Annotated in this window: 16 protein-coding genes; 8 read left to right on the top strand and 8 right to left on the bottom strand. The window is 73.6% G+C overall.

Features of this window, described 5'->3' with window-relative positions:
- Positions 1–107 precede the first annotated feature (107 nt).
- From ACGFH8_RS10725 to ACGFH8_RS10705, 5 genes are all read left to right on the top strand, one after another.
- Complete coding sequence (locus ACGFH8_RS10725) at positions 108–1,274, top strand: acyl-CoA dehydrogenase family protein (protein WP_393365932.1); 1,167 nt, start codon at positions 108–110, stop codon at positions 1,272–1,274.
- Positions 1,264–2,478, top strand: coding sequence for an acetyl-CoA C-acetyltransferase (locus tag ACGFH8_RS10720; protein WP_393365930.1), 1,215 nt, complete (start codon positions 1,264–1,266; stop codon positions 2,476–2,478). The genes ACGFH8_RS10725 and ACGFH8_RS10720 overlap by 11 nt, the downstream gene beginning before the upstream one ends.
- Positions 2,479–2,492: 14 nt before the next feature.
- Entirely contained in the window at positions 2,493–4,649 is a 2,157-nt protein-coding gene (locus ACGFH8_RS10715) for a 3-hydroxyacyl-CoA dehydrogenase NAD-binding domain-containing protein (RefSeq protein WP_393365928.1), read from the top strand.
- A gap of 125 nt (positions 4,650–4,774) precedes the next feature.
- Positions 4,775–5,872: a CaiB/BaiF CoA transferase family protein gene (locus ACGFH8_RS10710; protein ID WP_393365926.1), complete on the top strand. Its 1,098-nt coding sequence runs from the start codon at positions 4,775–4,777 to the stop codon at positions 5,870–5,872.
- Positions 5,873–5,960: 88 nt separating this feature from the next.
- Positions 5,961–6,248 (top strand): hypothetical protein, encoded by a 288-nt coding sequence (locus ACGFH8_RS10705; RefSeq protein ID WP_393365924.1) that lies wholly within the window; start codon positions 5,961–5,963, stop codon positions 6,246–6,248.
- Here ACGFH8_RS10705 and ACGFH8_RS10700 read toward each other — a convergent pair whose 3' ends face one another.
- Both ACGFH8_RS10700 and ACGFH8_RS10695 read right to left on the bottom strand, forming a co-directional pair.
- The gene (locus tag ACGFH8_RS10700; RefSeq protein ID WP_393365923.1) at positions 6,249–7,103 is read right to left on the bottom strand and encodes a cytochrome c oxidase assembly protein; all 855 of its coding nucleotides are present in this window, start codon (positions 7,101–7,103) and stop codon (positions 6,249–6,251) included. It abuts the gene before it with no gap.
- A complete protein-coding gene (locus ACGFH8_RS10695) occupies positions 7,100–7,582 on the bottom strand; it encodes a DUF2243 domain-containing protein (RefSeq protein WP_393365922.1) in 483 nt (160 codons plus the stop codon). Before ACGFH8_RS10695 ends, ACGFH8_RS10700 begins: the two co-directional genes overlap by 4 nt.
- A 298-nt stretch (positions 7,583–7,880) precedes the next feature.
- On the opposite strand from ACGFH8_RS10695, the gene ACGFH8_RS10690 reads away from it, so the two are divergent.
- From ACGFH8_RS10690 to ACGFH8_RS10680, 3 genes are all read left to right on the top strand, one after another.
- A complete protein-coding gene (locus ACGFH8_RS10690; RefSeq protein ID WP_393365921.1) occupies positions 7,881–9,143 on the top strand; it encodes a DUF2786 domain-containing protein in 1,263 nt (420 codons plus the stop codon).
- 147 nt (positions 9,144–9,290) lie between these two features.
- Entirely contained in the window at positions 9,291–9,647 is a 357-nt protein-coding gene (locus ACGFH8_RS10685) for a YciI family protein (RefSeq protein WP_393367066.1), read from the top strand.
- Positions 9,644–10,921: an RNA polymerase sigma factor gene (locus tag ACGFH8_RS10680; protein WP_393365919.1), complete on the top strand. Its 1,278-nt coding sequence runs from the start codon at positions 9,644–9,646 to the stop codon at positions 10,919–10,921. The genes ACGFH8_RS10685 and ACGFH8_RS10680 overlap by 4 nt, the downstream gene beginning before the upstream one ends.
- 24 nt (positions 10,922–10,945) lie before the next feature.
- On the opposite strand, the gene ACGFH8_RS10675 is transcribed toward ACGFH8_RS10680, so the two are convergent.
- The 6 genes from ACGFH8_RS10675 to ACGFH8_RS10650 form a co-directional block, all read right to left on the bottom strand.
- Positions 10,946–12,394, bottom strand: coding sequence for an alpha/beta hydrolase (locus tag ACGFH8_RS10675; RefSeq protein ID WP_393365918.1), 1,449 nt, complete (start codon positions 12,392–12,394; stop codon positions 10,946–10,948).
- 120 nt (positions 12,395–12,514) lie between these two features.
- A complete protein-coding gene (locus tag ACGFH8_RS10670) occupies positions 12,515–12,784 on the bottom strand; it encodes a hypothetical protein (protein ID WP_393365917.1) in 270 nt (89 codons plus the stop codon).
- An 11-nt stretch (positions 12,785–12,795) separates the two neighbouring features.
- Positions 12,796–13,128: an ArsR/SmtB family transcription factor gene (locus ACGFH8_RS10665; RefSeq protein ID WP_393365915.1), complete on the bottom strand. Its 333-nt coding sequence runs from the start codon at positions 13,126–13,128 to the stop codon at positions 12,796–12,798.
- Positions 13,129–13,293: 165 nt separating this feature from the next.
- Positions 13,294–13,467 (bottom strand): CsbD family protein, encoded by a 174-nt coding sequence (locus tag ACGFH8_RS10660; RefSeq protein WP_036410891.1) that lies wholly within the window; start codon positions 13,465–13,467, stop codon positions 13,294–13,296.
- A gap of 74 nt (positions 13,468–13,541) precedes the next feature.
- The gene (locus ACGFH8_RS10655; protein ID WP_393365914.1) at positions 13,542–15,794 is read right to left on the bottom strand and encodes a heavy metal translocating P-type ATPase; all 2,253 of its coding nucleotides are present in this window, start codon (positions 15,792–15,794) and stop codon (positions 13,542–13,544) included.
- Between the two features lie 14 nt (positions 15,795–15,808).
- Positions 15,809–16,765, bottom strand: coding sequence for a hypothetical protein (locus ACGFH8_RS10650; protein WP_393365912.1), 957 nt, complete (start codon positions 16,763–16,765; stop codon positions 15,809–15,811).
- Between the last annotated feature and the right edge of the window lies 1 nt (position 16,766).

Below are 16,766 nucleotides of genomic sequence, written 5' to 3'. Positions count from 1 at the left end.
GGAAGGGCGACCCGGAAGGGCGACCCGGAAGGGCGACCCGGACGCTTGTACCGGCTGCGGACCACGACTTATTGACATGCCGCCAACAGGGCGCGAGGGTGGTGGACATGCCGACGCCCCCGCTCGACGGTTCTCCCTCAGTCTGGCGTGAGCCGGAGCACGACGACCTCGCCGACCTGGCCCGCAGCTTCTTCACCAAGGAGGTGCTGCCGCACGCCGACCGCCTGCTGGCGCAGGGGCATCCGGACCGGGAGCACTACCGCCGCGCCGGTGAGCTGGGGCTGCTGGGACTGTCCGTTCCGGAGGAGTACGGCGGCGGAGGCGGCCGGTTCACCCACGAGGCGGTGCTGCTGCACGAGCAGGCGTACACCGGAGAGAGCAGCCTGGGGTTGGCCGTCCACAGTGGCATCGTCACCGGCTACCTGGTCGCGTACGGCAGCGAGGAGCAGAAGCGGCGGTGGCTGCCCGGCCTGTGCAGCGGTGAACTCGTCGGCGCGATCGCGATGACCGAGCCGGACGGCGGCTCCGATCTCCAGGCGATGCGTACCCGGGCGGTCCGCGACGGGGACGACTACCTGATCACCGGCGCGAAGACGTTCATCACAAACGGCGGCCTGGCCGACCTGATCATCGTGGCCGCGAAGACCGATCCCGAGCAGCGGGCGGCGGGTGTCTCGCTGCTGGTCTGCGAGGTCGGCGGCGATCCGGAGGGCTTCCGTCGGGGCCGGCTACTGTCCAAGATCGGGCTGCACGCCAACGACACCGCCGAGTTGTTCTTCGACGAGTTGCGGGTGCCGGCGGCCAACCTGCTCGGCGACGCCGAGGGGTTGGGCTTCATCCAGCTCATGCAGCAGCTTCCGCAGGAACGGCTGGTCATCGGCGTCGGCGCGGTCGCGGCCATGGAACGGGCCGTCGAGTTGACAGTCGCGTACGCCAAGCAGCGCACCGCCTTCGGCAAGACGCTGATGGGCCACCAGAACACCCGGATGGTGCTCGCCGAGTGCGCCACCCGCGCCCGGGTCAGCCGGGTCTTCCTGGACGACTGCATCGTCCGGCACACGCGCGGCGACCTGGACGTGGCGACCGCGGCGATGGCGAAGTCGTGGCTCACCGACGGGCAGTGCGAGGTCGTCGACAGGTGTCTCCAGATCTTCGGCGGCTACGGCTACACGACGGAGTATCCGATCGCCCAGATGTACGCCGACGCCCGCGTCCAGAAGATCTACGGCGGCACCAACGAGATCATGAAGGAGTTGATCGCCCGTGCCCTCTGAGGCGTACGTCTACGACGCGGTCCGCACCCCGCGCGGACGCGGCCGGGACACCGGCGCGCTGCACGGGGTCAAGCCGATCTCGCTGGTGGTCGGCCTGATCGACGCGCTGCGCGAGCGCAACCCCGGCCTGGACGTGGGCCGGCTGGAGGACCTGCTGCTCGGCATCGTGACCCCGGTCGGCGAGCAGGGCGGCGACCTGGCCCGCGCCGCCGCGCTGCTGGCCGGGCTGCCCGACCAGGTGGGCGGGGTGCAGCTCAACCGGTTCTGCGCCTCCGGACTGGAGGCGGTCAACTCGGCCGCCGCGCGGATCCGCTCCGGCTGGGAGCACCTGCTGCTCGCCGGCGGGGTGGAGTCGATGTCCCGGGTGCCGATGGGCGCCGACGGCGCGGCCTGGGCCACCGACCCGCAGACCGCGCTTGCCACGTCGTTCGTGCCGCAGGGCGTCAGCGCCGACCTGATCGCCACCCTGGAGGGGTTCACCCGCGACGACGTGGACGGTTATGCGCTGCGGTCGCAGGAGCGGGCCGCCAAGGCGTGGGCCGGCGGGCACTTCGCCCGCTCGGTGGTCCCGGTACGCGACGGCAACGGGCTGGACATCCTCACGGCCGACGAGCACCCGCGCCCGGAGACCACCCGGGAGGCGCTGGCCCGGCTCACCCCGTCGTTCGCCACGATTGGCGAGGCGGCCGGTTTCGACGCGGTCGCGTTGCAGAAGTTCCACTGGCTGGAGGCCATCGAGCACGTCCACCACGCCGGCAACTCGTCCGGCATCGTGGACGGCGCGGCACTTGTGCTGATCGGCTCGGAGTCGGTGGGCCGGGACCTCGGCCTCACCCCGCGCGCCCGGATCGTCAGCGCGGCGGTCAGCGGCGCCGACCCGACGCTGATGCTCACCGGCCCGATCCCGGCCACCCGCAAGGCGCTCGCCGTCGCCGGGCTGACAGTCGACGACATCGACCTGTTCGAGATCAACGAGGCGTTCGCGGCGGTGGTCCTCACGTACGTCCGCGACCTGGGCCTCGACCCGGACCGCGTGAACGTCAACGGCGGCGCGATCGCGCTCGGCCACCCACTCGGCGCGACCGGGGCGATGTTGCTCGGCACGGCGTTGGACGAGTTGGAGCGCCGCGACCTGCGCCGCGCCGTGGTGACCCTCTGCATCGGCGGCGGCATGGGCGTCGCCACGGTTCTCGAGCGCTGCTGACCCGGGGGACGACAATGACAAACACCATCCGGTACGACCGCGACGCCGCCGGCATCGTCACGCTCACCCTGGACGACCCCGACCAGTCCGCGAACACCATGAACCGGGCGTACGCCGCGTCCATGAGCGCCGCGCTCGACCGGTTGGAGGCGGAACCCGATCTCGTCGGCGTGATCGTGACCAGCGCCAAGTCCACCTTCTTCGCGGGCGGGGACCTGCCGGAGATGGTCCGCGCGACCCGAGCCGACGCCCCCGAGCTGGCCGAGTTGCTCGGCACCATCAAGCGGGACCTGCGCCGGTTGGAGACGCTGGGCCGACCGGTGGTCGCCGCGATCAACGGCTCGGCGCTCGGCGGTGGCCTGGAGATCGCCCTCGCCTGTCACCACCGGATCGCGCTGGACGCGCCGGACAGCCGGCTCGGGCTGCCCGAGGTGACCCTGGGCCTGCTGCCCGGGGCCGGCGGTGTCACCCGGACGGTACGAATGCTCGGCCTGGCCGCGGCACTGACCACCGTGCTGCTCACCGGTCGCCGGATGCGCCCCGCCGACGCCCTGGCCGCGGGGCTTGTCGACGAGGTGGCCGCCACCCCGGCGGCGCTGCTGGACCGGGCCCGCGCCTGGATCGCCGCCAACCCGCACCCGAGCCAGCCGTGGGACCGGCCGGACTACCGGATGCCCGGCGGCACCCCGGCCAGCCGCTCGCTGGCCGCCCAGTTGCCGGCCTTCCCGGCCACCCTGCGCAAGCAGCTCAAGGGTGCCCGGCTGCCCGCGCCCGAGGCGATCCTGGCGACCGCCGTCGAGGGGGCGCAGGTCGACCTGGCGACCGCGTTCACAGTGGAGACCCGGCACCTGATCGGCCTGCTCACCGGGCAGGTCGCCAAGAACATGATCGGCGCCTTCTTCTTCGACCTGAAGGCCGTCAACGGCGGCGCGGCCCGGCCGACCGACGTGGACGCCCCGCCGGTGCGCCGGGTGGCGGTGCTCGGTGCCGGCATGATGGGCGCGGGCATCGCGTACGCCTGCGCCAGCGCCGGGTTGGACGTGGTGGTCAGGGACGTCAGGCCGGAGGCCGCCGGCCGGGCGCGGGAGCACGCCGAACGGTTGCTGGCCCGCGCGGTACGCAGGGGCCGCGCGACGGAGGCGGACGCCCGAGCGGTGCTGGGCCGCATCACCACCACCGACCAGGTGGACGCCCTCGCCGGCTGCGACGCGGTGATCGAGGCGGTCTTCGAGGACCCGGCGTTGAAGAGGGCGGTCTTCGCCGAGGTGCTGCCGGTGGTGGCGCCGGGTGCGCTGCTCGCCTCCAACACCTCCACCCTGCCGATCAGCGGCCTGGCCGAGGGCGTGGACCGGCCGGCCGACGTCATCGGCATGCACTTCTTCTCCCCGGTGGACCGGATGCCGCTGCTGGAGATCGTGGTCGGCGAGCGGACCAGCGACACCACCCTGGCGCGGGCGTTCGACCTGGGTCGGCGGATCGGCAAGACCCCCATCGTGGTCAACGACGGCCGGGGTTTCTTCACCAGCCGGGTGATCGGTCGGTTCCTGGACGAGGCGGTCGGCATGGTCGCCGAGGGCGTACCGGCCGCGTCGGTGGAGCAGGCCGCGTTGCAGGCCGGCTACCCGACCGGGCCCCTGGCGCTGGCCGACGAGGTCAGTCTCACCCTGATCCAGCGGATCCGCCGCCAGTTCGAGGCCGCCACCGAGGAGTACCTGCCGCTGCCCGCGCACCGGCTCGTCGACGAGCTCGTCGACGCGTACGACCGGGCGGGGCGTACCGCCGGGGGCGGCTTCTACTCCTACGACGACGGCACCCGGGGCCGGCTGTGGACCGGCCTCGCCGACCTGGTCACCGACGCCGGACGGGCGGTGCCGTTCACCGACCTCCAGGAACGGATGCTCTTCGCCGAGGCGCTGGACGCGCTGCGCTGCCTCGACGAGGGGGTGCTGCGCACCGAGACCGACGCCAACATCGGCTCGATCTTCGGCATCGGCTTTCCCGCCTGGACCGGCGGGGTCATCCGCTACGTCCGGCAGTACGCGGGCGGTCCCGCCGGCTTCGCGACCCGGGCCGCCGAGCTGGCCGACCGGTACGGCGACCGGTTCACACCCCCGACCGACCTGGTCGACCGGCTGGCCGCCCGTTCCGGCGAACCGGCGGGCGTCGCGTGACGGGGCCCGCAGCTCCGTCCGAGTCGCCCGCCGACGAGCCTGGCAGTGACGGCGGGCCTGGCAGCGGCGGCGAGCCTGCCGGATCAGCGCGCAGCGGGCCGACGCGGGGTGGGCCACTCGCCGGGGTGCGGGTGGTCGAGTTGGCAAGCCTCGCGCCGGCGCCGTTCGGCTGCATGGTGCTCGCCGACCTCGGCGCGGACGTGGTGCGGGTGGACCGGCCGGGCGCCCCGGGTGCGGGGCGGTTGGCCGCGCCGACCGGCGGGCCGTTGCAGCGCGGCCGACGGGTGACCGCGCTGGACCTGAAGTCCCCGGCCGGCGTGGCCGACCTGCTGCGCCTCGCCGAACGGGCGGACGTGCTCGTCGAGGCGTACCGGCCGGGGGTCGCCGAGCGGCTCGGCTTCGGCCCGGAGGTGTGCCAGGCCCGCAACCCCGGGCTGGTGTACGCGCGGATGACCGGCTGGGGCCAGGACGGCCCGCTGGCGTCGCGGGCCGGGCACGACATCGACTACATCGCGGTGGCGGGGGCGTTGGAGCCGCTGGGCCGGGCCGGCGAGCGCCCCTACGCGCCGACGAACCTGCTCGCCGACTTCGGCGGGGGCGGCATGCTGCTCGCCGTCGGTGTGTTGGCGGCGCTGCTGGAACGGGAACGCTCCGGCGTCGGCCAGGTGGTCGACGCGGCGATGGTGGACGGGTCGGCGCTGCTCACGTCGTTCCTGCACGGGCTGCTCGGCAGTGGCCTGTGGTCCGCGCCGCGCGGGCACAACATGTTCGACGGGGGAGCGCCGTTCTACGACACGTACGCCACTGCCGACGGTGGATTCATGGCCGTCGGCGCGATGGAACCGGCCTTCTACGCCGTACTCCTCAGCGGCCTCGACCTGGCCGACGACCCGGACCTGCCGGCGCAGTACGACCCGAGCGGCTGGGAGGTGTTGCGTCGGCGCTTCACGGCGCGGTTCGCCGAGCGGACCCGGGACGAGTGGACGGCGGTCTTCAGCGACCTGGACGCCTGCGTCGCGCCGGTGCTCGCCCCCGGCGAGGCGCACACACACCCGCACAACGCCGCGCGGGGCACCTTCGTCGAGGTCGGCGGCGAGATCCAACCGGCCCCGGCGCCCCGCTTCGACCGGACGCCCACCGCCCGACCGGCCCCCGCCCCGGACCCGGAGCGGGACGTCCTGCCGGCGGCGGAGATTCTCGCCACCTGGCCGCGACGGACCTGACGGGTCTGCACGTCCGGGATAGTGGTGGCACGCTCGGCAGAGCCGATCCCGGCCGGGACGGCAGCCATTTCTTAGGGAGTCGACGAGCATGGCCACTGACCTGTGGAAGGGCCACATCAACGGAATCCTCTACGGGATCCAGTTCGAGCAGGTGCTCGACGACTCGGTGGTGGCCTGGGTCGCCCGTGGCGTGGTCGACGGGCGCTACCCGGGCGACCGGACCGCGACGCTTGACGCGCTGGACGAGGCGCTGCGCTCCGAGGTCCCGCTCAACGACGAGATCGAGACCCGGCACAGCGAGGAGAGCATCCGCACGTTCCTCCAGCACCTCGCCACCGCCCTTCGATCGGGCATCTCCGCACCCCGGCCGCGCTGATCAGGAGCTGTGCGTCACGGCACCGCTCTCCGTCGACGCAACCCTCCTGGTCACCGGGCGGCGGCGGTTGTACCACCTCGCGAAGAGGGCCGTGGCGAGCAGGAGTTCCGCCAGGTCGCCGCCGTAGTACATGAGCTGGGCGGCGGAGCGGAACGCCTCCGGATCCGGGTTGTCGAGGCCGGGCGGGAGGGTGCCGGCCTGTGCGTACAGGTACTTGGCCAGCACGGCGTGGCCGGCCGCCGCGCCCAGGAGCGCGCCGACCCGTACCGCCAGCCCCGGGCGGCGCGGCGCCGGGTCCGGCCCGGCGAGGGACCAGGCGAAGAGGTAGCCGGCGGCCAGGTAGTGCAGGTGCAGGGCGTGGTGCAGCACGGGCTGCCGCTCGGCCGCCGCGTAGAGCGGGGTGAGCAGCACCAGCGCCAGCCCACCCGTGCTGAGCAGCGCGGCGGTCACCGGGTGCGCGAGCAGGCGCAGCGGGCGGGCGCGCAACAGCCGCCCGACCGCCCGGCGTACCGGCGGCGGCGCGACCCGCAGCAGCAGCGTCACCGGGGCGGCGAGCACCAGCCCCAGCGGGGCCAGCATGCCGAGCAGCAGGTGCTGCGCCATATGCCCGCGCGGATCGTCGGGGACCTGGGCCAGCGGCCCGACGGCGATCGCCAGCAGGGCACAGCCGACCAGCCAGGCGGCGGTCCGCCGATGACCCCAACCCCTCCGGTCGCGCGCGGCGGCCAGCAGGTAGCCGCCGGCCAGCAGCGCGACGGGCAACAGCGGCAGCCAGGACGAGCCGTCCGTCGCGGGCCCACCGTGCGCGAACGGCGGCACGGACCAGGCGGGCGGACCGGGCAGCGGCGCCGTCATCGAGGGCTGTCGCGCGACCCGGCACGCCAGATCAGCAGGGCGCCGGCCAGCAGCAGTGCCGCGCCGGCCACGTTCCACACCACGTCGTACGGCACGAGGTGTACGCCGTAGCGGATCTGGTGCAGCCGAAGGACCTTGTGGTCGATCAGCCCGTCGAAGAGCTGGAACCCGCCGGCGCCGAGCAGGAAGCCACCCCACGCGAGCCCTGTCGACAGGGCGTGTCGGCGGCGGAGGTCGGCGAACCAGAAGAACCCACCGACCAGGGCGATCACCTCGGCGGCGTGCAGCAGCCCGTCCGAGAGCAGCGCCACCGACGGGGTCGACAGGTCGTAGAAGTGGTGCCAGGCCAGCAGTTGGTGGAAGACGATCTCGTCCACCGCGGCCATGATCGCGATGCCGATCAGGACGCCGGCGAGCGCGGAGGAGCGCTCGTCCGGCACGTCGGCGGTGCGCCCACCCGGCAGGCTCGAACCGACCACCACGCACCTCGCATCCGCCAGTCAAGGCAAAAATACCCCTAACCCTGACGAATCACCGCCACCAAGGCCGGCGTGGCGATGCGCCCCGCCAAGGTCCACACGAGTTCGGTGAAATCGGGGTGTCCAGCCCGGCGGGATGCCGCGCTTTCAAGGAACCCGTGTTGATCAAGCACGGCCCGGCGGGTGCGGCGGCGGCAACATCCCCGTTTCGTGCCTTCGGGGCCTCGCGGGGCATGATCATGGAGCTGAGGCGGGTCGGGAAGCCTCGCCGGCAGCGGAACCCGAGAAGGAGGTGCCCGTGCCGGACGCGGACGAACTCGTCGCCAACGCACTCGCGGCGGTGCGCGGCGCCGACGTACGGCAGGCCGAACGGCAGCTGGACCAACTGATCGTCGGCACCGGCGCGGCGGACGGCACCACGGCGGTGGACGCGGCGTTGCTGCGCCGCCTGGTCCGCGGCCTGACGCGGCTCTGGCCGCGCGGCTGGCAGCCCGTCGACCTGGACCGGATCACCGCGCGGCGACTCGACGCCCGCGCGGCGCGACTGGTCCGCGACGCGATGGCCGTCCAACGGCGCGAGCAGCCGGATCCGGTCCCGGCCTGGTTCGACGAGCAGCTCCGCGAGGTCACCACCGAGGGGCGGGCGAACGCCGAGAACGTGCTGGCCGGCTGGTCCGCCCGAGAGTCGCTGGATCGGGTCGACGCGCTCCGTACGGCCGTGGACGTCCTCGCGCTCGTGGAGAGCCTGCCGCCGATCGCGGTGCTGCGCCCGCCACCCGGGTCGAGCGGTGCGGCGACCGCCCGGTCGGCCGGTCCGGCGCGCAGCGGGTCGCCGATGCTGGATCGGGTCCGGGCGCTGCTGGCCAAGGCCGAGTCGACGACCTTCCCGGCCGAGGCGGAGGCGCTGACCGGTAAGGCGCAGGAGCTGATCGCCCGACACAGCATCGACGAGGCGCTGCTGGCCGCCGGGTCGGAGCGCGGCGACGTGCCCGGCGGGGTACGCCTGAGCACCGACACCCCGTACGCGGGCGCGAAGGCACTGCTGGTGCAGGAGGTGGCGGCGGCGAACAGGTGCGAGGCGGTCTGGTCCGACGATCTGGGCTTCGCCACAGTGCTGGGCTGGCCGGCCGACCTGGTGGCGGTGGAGTTGCTCTACACCTCGCTGCTGGTGCAGGCCACCGCGGCCATGCTGCGCGGGCGGGCCGAGCGTCGGCCCGGATCGGGGCGGCGGACGAAGGTGTGGGACGAGTCGTTCCTCAACGCGTTCGCGCTGCGGATCGGTGAGCGGTTGCGCGCGGCCACCGAGGCGGCCACCGACGCGGCGGACCAGGCAGCGGCCGAGACGGCCGGGGCGGAGCGCCTGTTGCCGGTGCTCGCCGCCCGGGGCGAGGCGGTCCGGGAGCGACTGGACACGCTCTTTCCCGGCGTGACCCGGCACCGACTCAGCGTGCGCGACGCCGAGGGCTGGTCGTCGGGCACCTCGGCCGCCGACCGGGCGTCGCTCGACGTCGGCGGCGGACGCAAGCCCCGCCAGGTGCCGGGCCGACCCGATCGGCGCTGAGCAGCCCGGCGTGGGGCCCCCACCGGCGACGATTTCTACGATTTTCTTCGGTACGCCGTAGGGAACGGGTTGTCGGCTCCGACCCTGTGGTGAGTCGCGCCCCGACCGGGGTGCGACCAGAGCCTGAGGAGCGTCGCCGTGAAGTACATGCTGCTGATCTGGAACCGGCCCGGCTTCACCGAGGAGCTTTCCGAGCAGGACCGCACCGCCCTGTTCGGCGAGGTCGACGAGATCATGAAGGAGTTGACCGAGACCGGTGAGTTGATTGGCGGCCAGGCGCTGGCCAACCCGTCGCAGACGGTGACGGTCCGGGCCGTCGACGGCCGGGCCGAGGTCATCGACGGGCCGTTCATGGAGAGCAAGGAGCAGTTCGCCGGCTACCTGGCGGTCGACTGCGACAGCCCGCAGCGGGCCGCCGAGATCGCCGCCCGCTGGCCGGACGTGCGCTTCGGCGGCGCCATGGAGGTTCGCCCGATCATGGACGAGGCCGGAGCGGAGATGTGACCGACGACCGGACGGTCGAGGATCTGCTGCGCACGGTCGCGCCGCAGGTCCTCGGCCTGCTGGTCCGCCGGCACGGCCAGTTCGACAGGTGCGAGGACGCGGTCCAGGAGGCACTGCTCGCCGCCGCGACACAGTGGCCCACGCAGGGCGTACCGGACAGTCCGCGCGCGTGGCTGCTCACCGTGGCCACTCGGCGGCTCACCGACGAGTGGCGCAGCGAGAACGCCCGCCGGGACCGCGAGTTGGCGGTGACGCTGCGCGAGCCGGCGTACGCCGGGGTGGCTCCGGCGGCCGACGCGGAGCCCGCGGTGGCGGACGCCGACGACACTCTCACCCTGCTGTTCCTCTGCTGCCACCCGGCGCTCACCGGGTCGGCGCAGGTGGCGCTCACCCTGCGCGCGGTCGGCGGTCTCAGCACCGCCCAGATCGCCCGGGCGCACCTGCTGCCGGAGGCGACGATGAGTCAACGGATCCGCCGGGCCAAGCAGCGGATCGAGGCCGCCGGCGCCCGGTTCACCATGCCCGGTCCGGCCGAACGGGACGAGCGGCTGCGCACGGTGCTCCGGGTGCTCTACCTGATCTTCAACGAGGGTTACACGGCGTCCAGTGGCCCGGACCTGCACCGGGCGGAGCTGACCGGCGAGGCGATCCGGCTGGCGCGCATCCTGCACGGGCTGCTGCCCGACGACGGCGAGGTGAGCGGGCTGCTGGCGTTGATGCTGCTCACGGACGCGCACCGGGCGGCCCGGCTCGGCCCGGACGGGGAGCTGGTGCCGCTCGCCGAGCAGGACCGCGGCCGGTGGGACGCGGCCGCCAGCGCGGAGGGGATCGCGCTGATCACCGACGCGTTGACCTGGTCGCCGCCCGGCCCGTACCAACTTCAGGCGGCGATCGCCGCGGTGCACGCCGAGGCGCCGACGGCGGCGGAGACGGACTGGCGGCAGATCGTCGCGCTCTACCGGCTGCTGGCCCGGGTCGCGCCGAACCCGCTTGTCACCCTCAACCAGGCGGTGGCGGTTGCCATGGTGGACGGGCCCCGGGCCGGGCTCGCCCTGCTCACGTCCCTGGACGCCGACGAGCGCACCGCCGGGCACCACCGGCTCACCGCTGTCCGGGCGCACCTGTTGGAGTTGGCCGGGGAGGCCGGCGCGGCGCGGGAGGCGTACCTGGCGGCGGCCCGGGGCACCACGAGCCGGCCCGAGCAGCGGTACCTGGAGCTGCGGGCCGCCCGGCTGGCGGGAGTGCGACAGCCGCCGGCCGCCGGGCAGGTCTGACCCCGGCGGCCGGCGGCGGCACGGTCACACGTCGGGGTCGACGGCTGGGCAGGTGGCGCCCCGGGCCGGCACTACCTGGTCGATCAGGTAGGCGTCGACGGCCCGCTCGACACACGGGCTGGTGGTGTAGCTGCCGTGCCCCCAGCCTTCGTAGGTGAGCAGCACGCCGTGCCGACCCAACTGCCGCGCCACGTTCGTGGCCCAGTTGTACCCGCTGGCCGGGTCGTGCACGGTGGCGGCGACCAGCAGCGGCACGTCGGTACGCACCCGCAGCCGGTGCTGCGGGTTGGCGACCGGCGTCGGGGCGCCCAGGCAGGTCGCGAGGGCGAACACCGCCGTCGGATACCGCAGGTCGGGCGCGAGCCGGGCCACCCGGCGCAGGTGTCCGTCGTACTCCCGGTAGTCACGGACCGGCAGGCTCCAGTCCTGGCAGAAGACCGCGAAGGGGTACGGCGCCACGGCGTCGCCCGTGGACGGGCCGGCGCTTCGCACGGTGGCGGGAGCTTCCATCTCGCCCAACCACTCGGCGAGCCCCGGCCAGCGCCAGGTGTCGTAGAAATACCTGTGGGTGAGCCGGCTCAACTCGAACGGGGTCAGCACGACGCCTGGCCGTTCCGGGTCGGTGAGCGTGCCGGCCTCGGCCCGGGCGCGCAGCCTCTCCCAGAGTGCCCGAAAGTCCCGCCCGTGCAGGGCGCAGGCGGCGGACCTGTCGCACCAGGCGACGAACTCGTCGAACGCGTCCTCCGAGGTGACGGCCTGGGTGTCCAGGAACGCGCGGGTGCCGACGCTGTGGTCCACCGCGGCCTCCAGCACCATGGCCCGGACCCGGTGCGGGAACAGTTCGGCGTACTGCTCACCGAGCAGGGTGCCGTACGAGCTGCCGTGGAAGGTGAGCTGGCGCTCGCCGAGCGCGGCGCGGATCGCGTCCAGGTCCCGGGCGGCGCTGATCGTGTCCACGTGGTCGTAGAGCGGCCCAGTGCGCGCCCGGCAGTCGGCCCGCAGCAGCGCGTTGCCGGCCAGCGTGGCGTCGAACTGGGCCTGGTCGGCGATCAGTTGCGGCTGCTGGGCGAGCAGGGCGCGCGAGCAGACCACCGGGTTGCTGCCGCCGGTGCCACGGGGGTCGAAGCTGACGATGTCGAACCGGCGGCGCAGGTCGGCGCTGAACCGGGAGCTGCCGTTGACCACCCGGTCGACGCCACTGTCGCCCGGCCCGCCGGGGCCGAAGACCAGCGCACCCTCGCGGGTGGCAGGTGTGGCGACCCGGCGGGCCAGCGCGAGGTCGAAGCGCTCCCCCCGGGGCCGGTCCCAGTCGACAGGCAGTGACAGGGTGCCGCACTCGGCGGAGTCGTCGGCGGCACAGGGATGCCAGTCGATCGTGGGGTGGGCGGCGGCCGGACTCGCCGGGGTCAGGCCGGCGGCCGCGAGGGCCAGGGCGACCGCCCAGCCGACTGCGGATTTGCGTACACGCAGCATGAAGTGCTGTCCTCTCCTCGAAGGAGCGTTGCCGGTGAAACTCGCCCAGTGGGCGAGGTGATGCTGCTTCCGCCCGGGTCGTCGAGTAGCCGCTCGACGGCCCGGGGTCTTCGGCCGTGGTCAGTCGACCTCGAGCAGGACGCGTTCGAGCTTCGTCATCCGGGTCTCCATGCCGCCCAGCCGGCCGTCCATGGCCGCGAGCAGTCGGGCGTTCTCCGCCTGCGCCTGTGCGGCGGTCTCGGCGAGCCGGCGGTAGTCGTCCGCGCGGGACGCCTCGAACCGGGCCCGCCGGGTCTTGGCGAGCTGCACGATGGTCACCGTGGCCACGCTGACCAGGAAGGCGAAGATGCCGATCGCGCCGACCACCTCGGTCCAGTCGTGTTCGCTCATCGGTTCGCTCCCTACTGGTCGACCGAGGTGGGCACGGTCAGCGTCTCGGCCGCCGCCGCGATGATCTCGGGGGTGAGGGTGAGCACGAACGGCTGCACCTCGTAGTAGTTCATGGCCTTACCGTCCTCCGACAACTCCAGGCTCGCGGTGACCAGACCGGCCGCCGCCAGCTTCCGTAGGTGGACCTGCAACAGCGCTCGGCTGATGCCCAGTTGCCGGGCCAGCCCGCTGACGTAGGCACGTTCGCGGGCCAGCGCGGCGACGATCCGCAGCCGGTGCGGGTTGGCCAACGAGGCCAGCACCCGCACCAGGTCGTCGCCGGTTGGCGACGGAGCACTGCTCACAACCGGCCCTCGCACATGCAAAAGGAAGTTAGCAGGTGTGCCGACGCGGCGATACGGGCCGAGGGCGGAATCAGGGGGTTCTCAGGGTCACGGCACGGGGCCGGACACACAGACACGCCGGGCCGGTGAATGATCACCGGCCCGGCGTGCGGGTTACGTCGTACGTCAGCTCTTGAAGGCGTCCTTGATCTTCTCGCCGGCCTGCTTGAGCTTGGCCGTGGACTGGTCAGCGCGACCCTCGGCCTCGAGCTGCTCGTTGTCGGTGGCCCGACCGGCGCCTTCCTTCAGCTTGCCGGTCGCGTCCTCGGTGGCGTTGTTGATCTTATCGTCGAATCCCATTGCCAACCTCCATTGCAAGCGTCGCTACACCACCACCAGTACCCCCGCCGTCGCCGGTCCAACCATTACCGCCGTCACAGTCTGCGATCGGCCGCGGCCGGACGGAACCGGCGCAACCGCAGACTGTTGGCCACCACGAAGACCGAGGAGAACGCCATCGTGGCGCCGGCGATCATCGGATTGAGCAGCCCGGCGGCGGCCAACGGCAGAGCCGCCACGTTGTAACCGAACGCCCAGAACAGGTTGCCCCGGATGATGCCGAGCGTGCGCCGGGACAACCGGATGGCGTCCACCGCAGCGTCCAGGTCGCCCCGGACGAGGGTGAGATCGGACGCCTCGATCGCCACGTCGGTGCCGGTGCCCATGGCCAACCCCAGGTCGGCCTGGGCCAGCGCCGGGGCGTCGTTGACCCCATCACCGACCATCGCCACCGACCGCCCCTGCGCCTGGAGCCGCTTGACCACGTCGACCTTGCCGGCCGGCAGCACCTCGGCGATCACCTCGTCGATGCCCACCTCTGCGGCGATCGCGCGGGCCACCGTGGCGTTGTCCCCGGTGAGCAGGACCGGGGTGAGCCCCAGCGCCCGCAGCCGGGCCACCGCCGCCCGGCTGGTCGGCCGGACCACATCGGCGACCGCGAGCACACCCCGGACCCGCCCGTCCCAGGCCGCGACGATCGCCGTACGGCCGGCGGCCTCCGCGTCGCGGACGGCCCACTCGACCTCCGGCGGTACGTCGATCTCCCGCTCCCGCAGCAGCCGCACCCGACCGACGAGCACGACCCTTCCGTCGACGGCGCCGGTCACGCCCAGCCCTTCGAGGTTGCCGAAGCCCGTCACCGGGGGCAGCGACCCCGCCTCGGCGGCGCCCGCCGCGACCGCGCGGGCGATCGGGTGCTCGGAGGCGGCCTCCACCGCCCCCGCGAGCCGGAGCAGCTCGCCCCGATCCGTGCCGCTCGTCGGCACCACGTCCACCAGGGTCATCCGGCCGGTCGTCACGGTGCCCGTCTTGTCCAGCACGACGGTGTCCACCCGGCGGGTCGACTCCAGCGCCTCCGGCCCCTTGATCAGCACACCGAGTTGCGCTCCCCGGCCGGTGCCCACGAGCAGCGCGGTAGGGGTGGCCAGGCCGAGCGCGCAGGGGCAGGCGATGATCAGCACGGCGACGGCGGCGGTGAACGCGGCGGTCGGGCCGGCTCCGGTGCCGAGCCACCAGCCGAGCGTGCCGACGGCGAGGGCGATGACGATCGGCACGAAGACACCGGAGATCCGGTCCGCGAGCCGCTGGACGGCGGCCTTGCCGCTCTGCGCCTGCTCGACCAGGTCGGCCATGCGGGCGAGTTGGGTGTCCGCGCCGACCCGCGTGGCGCTGACGATCAGCCGTCCGCCCGCGTTGATTGTCGCGCCGACCACGCCGTCGCCGGGGCCGACCTCGACCGGCACCGACTCGCCGGTGAGCATGCTGGCGTCGACGGCGGACGTGCCCTCGTCGACCACCCCGTCGGTGGCGATCTTCTCTCCGGGGCGCACCACGAACCGGTCACCGACGGCGAGCCGATCCACCGGGATCAGGGTCTCCACCCCGTCGCGCAGCACCGCCACCTCCTTGGCGCCGAGGTCGAGCAGGGCGCGCAGGGCCGCGCCGGCGGTCCGCTTGGATCGGGCCTCGAAGTAGCGGCCGGCCAGGATGAACACCGTCACCCCGGCGGCCGCCTCCAGGTAGATGTTGCCGGCCCCGTCGGTGCGGGTGATGTCGAAGCGGAACGGGTGCGTCATCCCGGGCATGCCGGCGTCACCGAGGAAGAGCGCCCAGAGCGACCAGCCGAACGCGGCCAGGGTGCCGAGCGAGACCAGCGTGTCCATCGTCGCCGCGCCGTGCCGCAGGTTGGTCCAGGCGGCCCGGTGGAACGGCAGCCCACCCCAGACCACCACCGGCGCGGCCAGGGTCAGCGACAGCCACTGCCAGTAGTCGAACTGCCAGGCCGGGACCATGGCCAGCAGGACCACGGGCACGCTGAGCACCACCGAGACCCAGAGCCGGGTACGCGGGCCGCGCAACGGGTCGGTCGGCTCCTCGACCGGCTGTGGGGTCGGCAGCGCCGCCGTGTACCCGGTCTTGCGCACGGTCTCGATCAGGTCGTCCGGCGTGACGCCGTCGGCGTACCGGACGGTTGCCTTCTCGGTGGCGTAGTTGACGGCGGCGCTCACGCCGTCCATCCGGTTGAGCTTCTTCTCGATCCGGGCGGCGCAGGCGGCGCAGGTCATCCCGCCGATCGCCAACTCGATCCGGTTGGGCGCCTCGGGCAGCGGTCTGCTGGTGGTGGTCATGGTTTGGGGTCCCGTCAGTTGTGCCCGTGCCCGGGGGTGCCGTGGTCGGCGCCGCCGCTGGGCGCGGGTCCGCTCGGTGCGGGTCCGCTCGGGTTGTTCCCGGTCGGCGGGGTGCCGGCGACGACTGTGAACTCGGCGGTGTGCACCGTCCCGCCGTGCTGGAAGTCGAGGTAGAGCCGGTAGGCGCCGGTCGAGGGCACCTCGGCGAGGAAGCTGACGGCCGGGCCGGGCCGGGTCCGCCCGTCGCCCGGCGTCCCGTCCGGATGCACGTGCAGGTACGCGAGGTCGCCCCGGCGCAGCGCCACCAGGTGCCCGTACGCGCCCAGGTAGGGCTCCAGGTCGGTGACCGGCCGGCCGTCCCGGCTGACGGTGAAGGTGAGCGGGGCGGTGCGGCCGGACTGCGGCGAGCCGGTCAGGGTGACCGTGTAGCCGTCGACGGTGGTGCTGGTCGCCGGGGCGGGCAGCGGTCGGTCGGTCAGCTCACCGGGGACCGTCACGTCCACGCCGAGCGTCAGCGACTCACCCCCGGTCGGTGTGAAGTCGGCGAACGCCCGCCACTGCCCCGGGCCGGCCAGCGGCGTGCCGACCCGCCAGGTGCCGTCCGCCCCCAGGTCGGGGTGCACGTGCCGGAAACCGGAGAGGTCGCGGCGGACCACGATCAGGTGCATCCTCCTGTCGTGCGCCACGTCGTACCGGGTCACCGGCTGGCCGTCCGGACCGGTGATCCGGAAGGCGAACTCGTCGGCCGGGGCGTCGACCGGGTCGAGGGTGTAGCCGCGGTCGGAGACGAGCAGTCCACCGGGAATCCGGTCGGCCGGCTCGCCGTGCCCTCCCGTCGCCGGGTCGGCGTGGCCGTCGTGCCGGCCCTCGGCCACCGGGGCGCGGTCGACCACCCGGCCGACCCCGTACGTCGCGCCGAAGATCGCCGCGAGGCCGACAGCGAACCCGGCCACTCTCGTCACGGTACGCATG

Source organism: Micromonospora sp. NPDC049175 (assembly GCF_043197345.1).
Classification (GTDB): Bacteria; Actinomycetota; Actinomycetes; order Mycobacteriales; family Micromonosporaceae; genus Micromonospora.
Note: the sequence above shows the minus strand (reverse complement) of the source record. Positions and strands in the feature narration are given on the sequence as shown.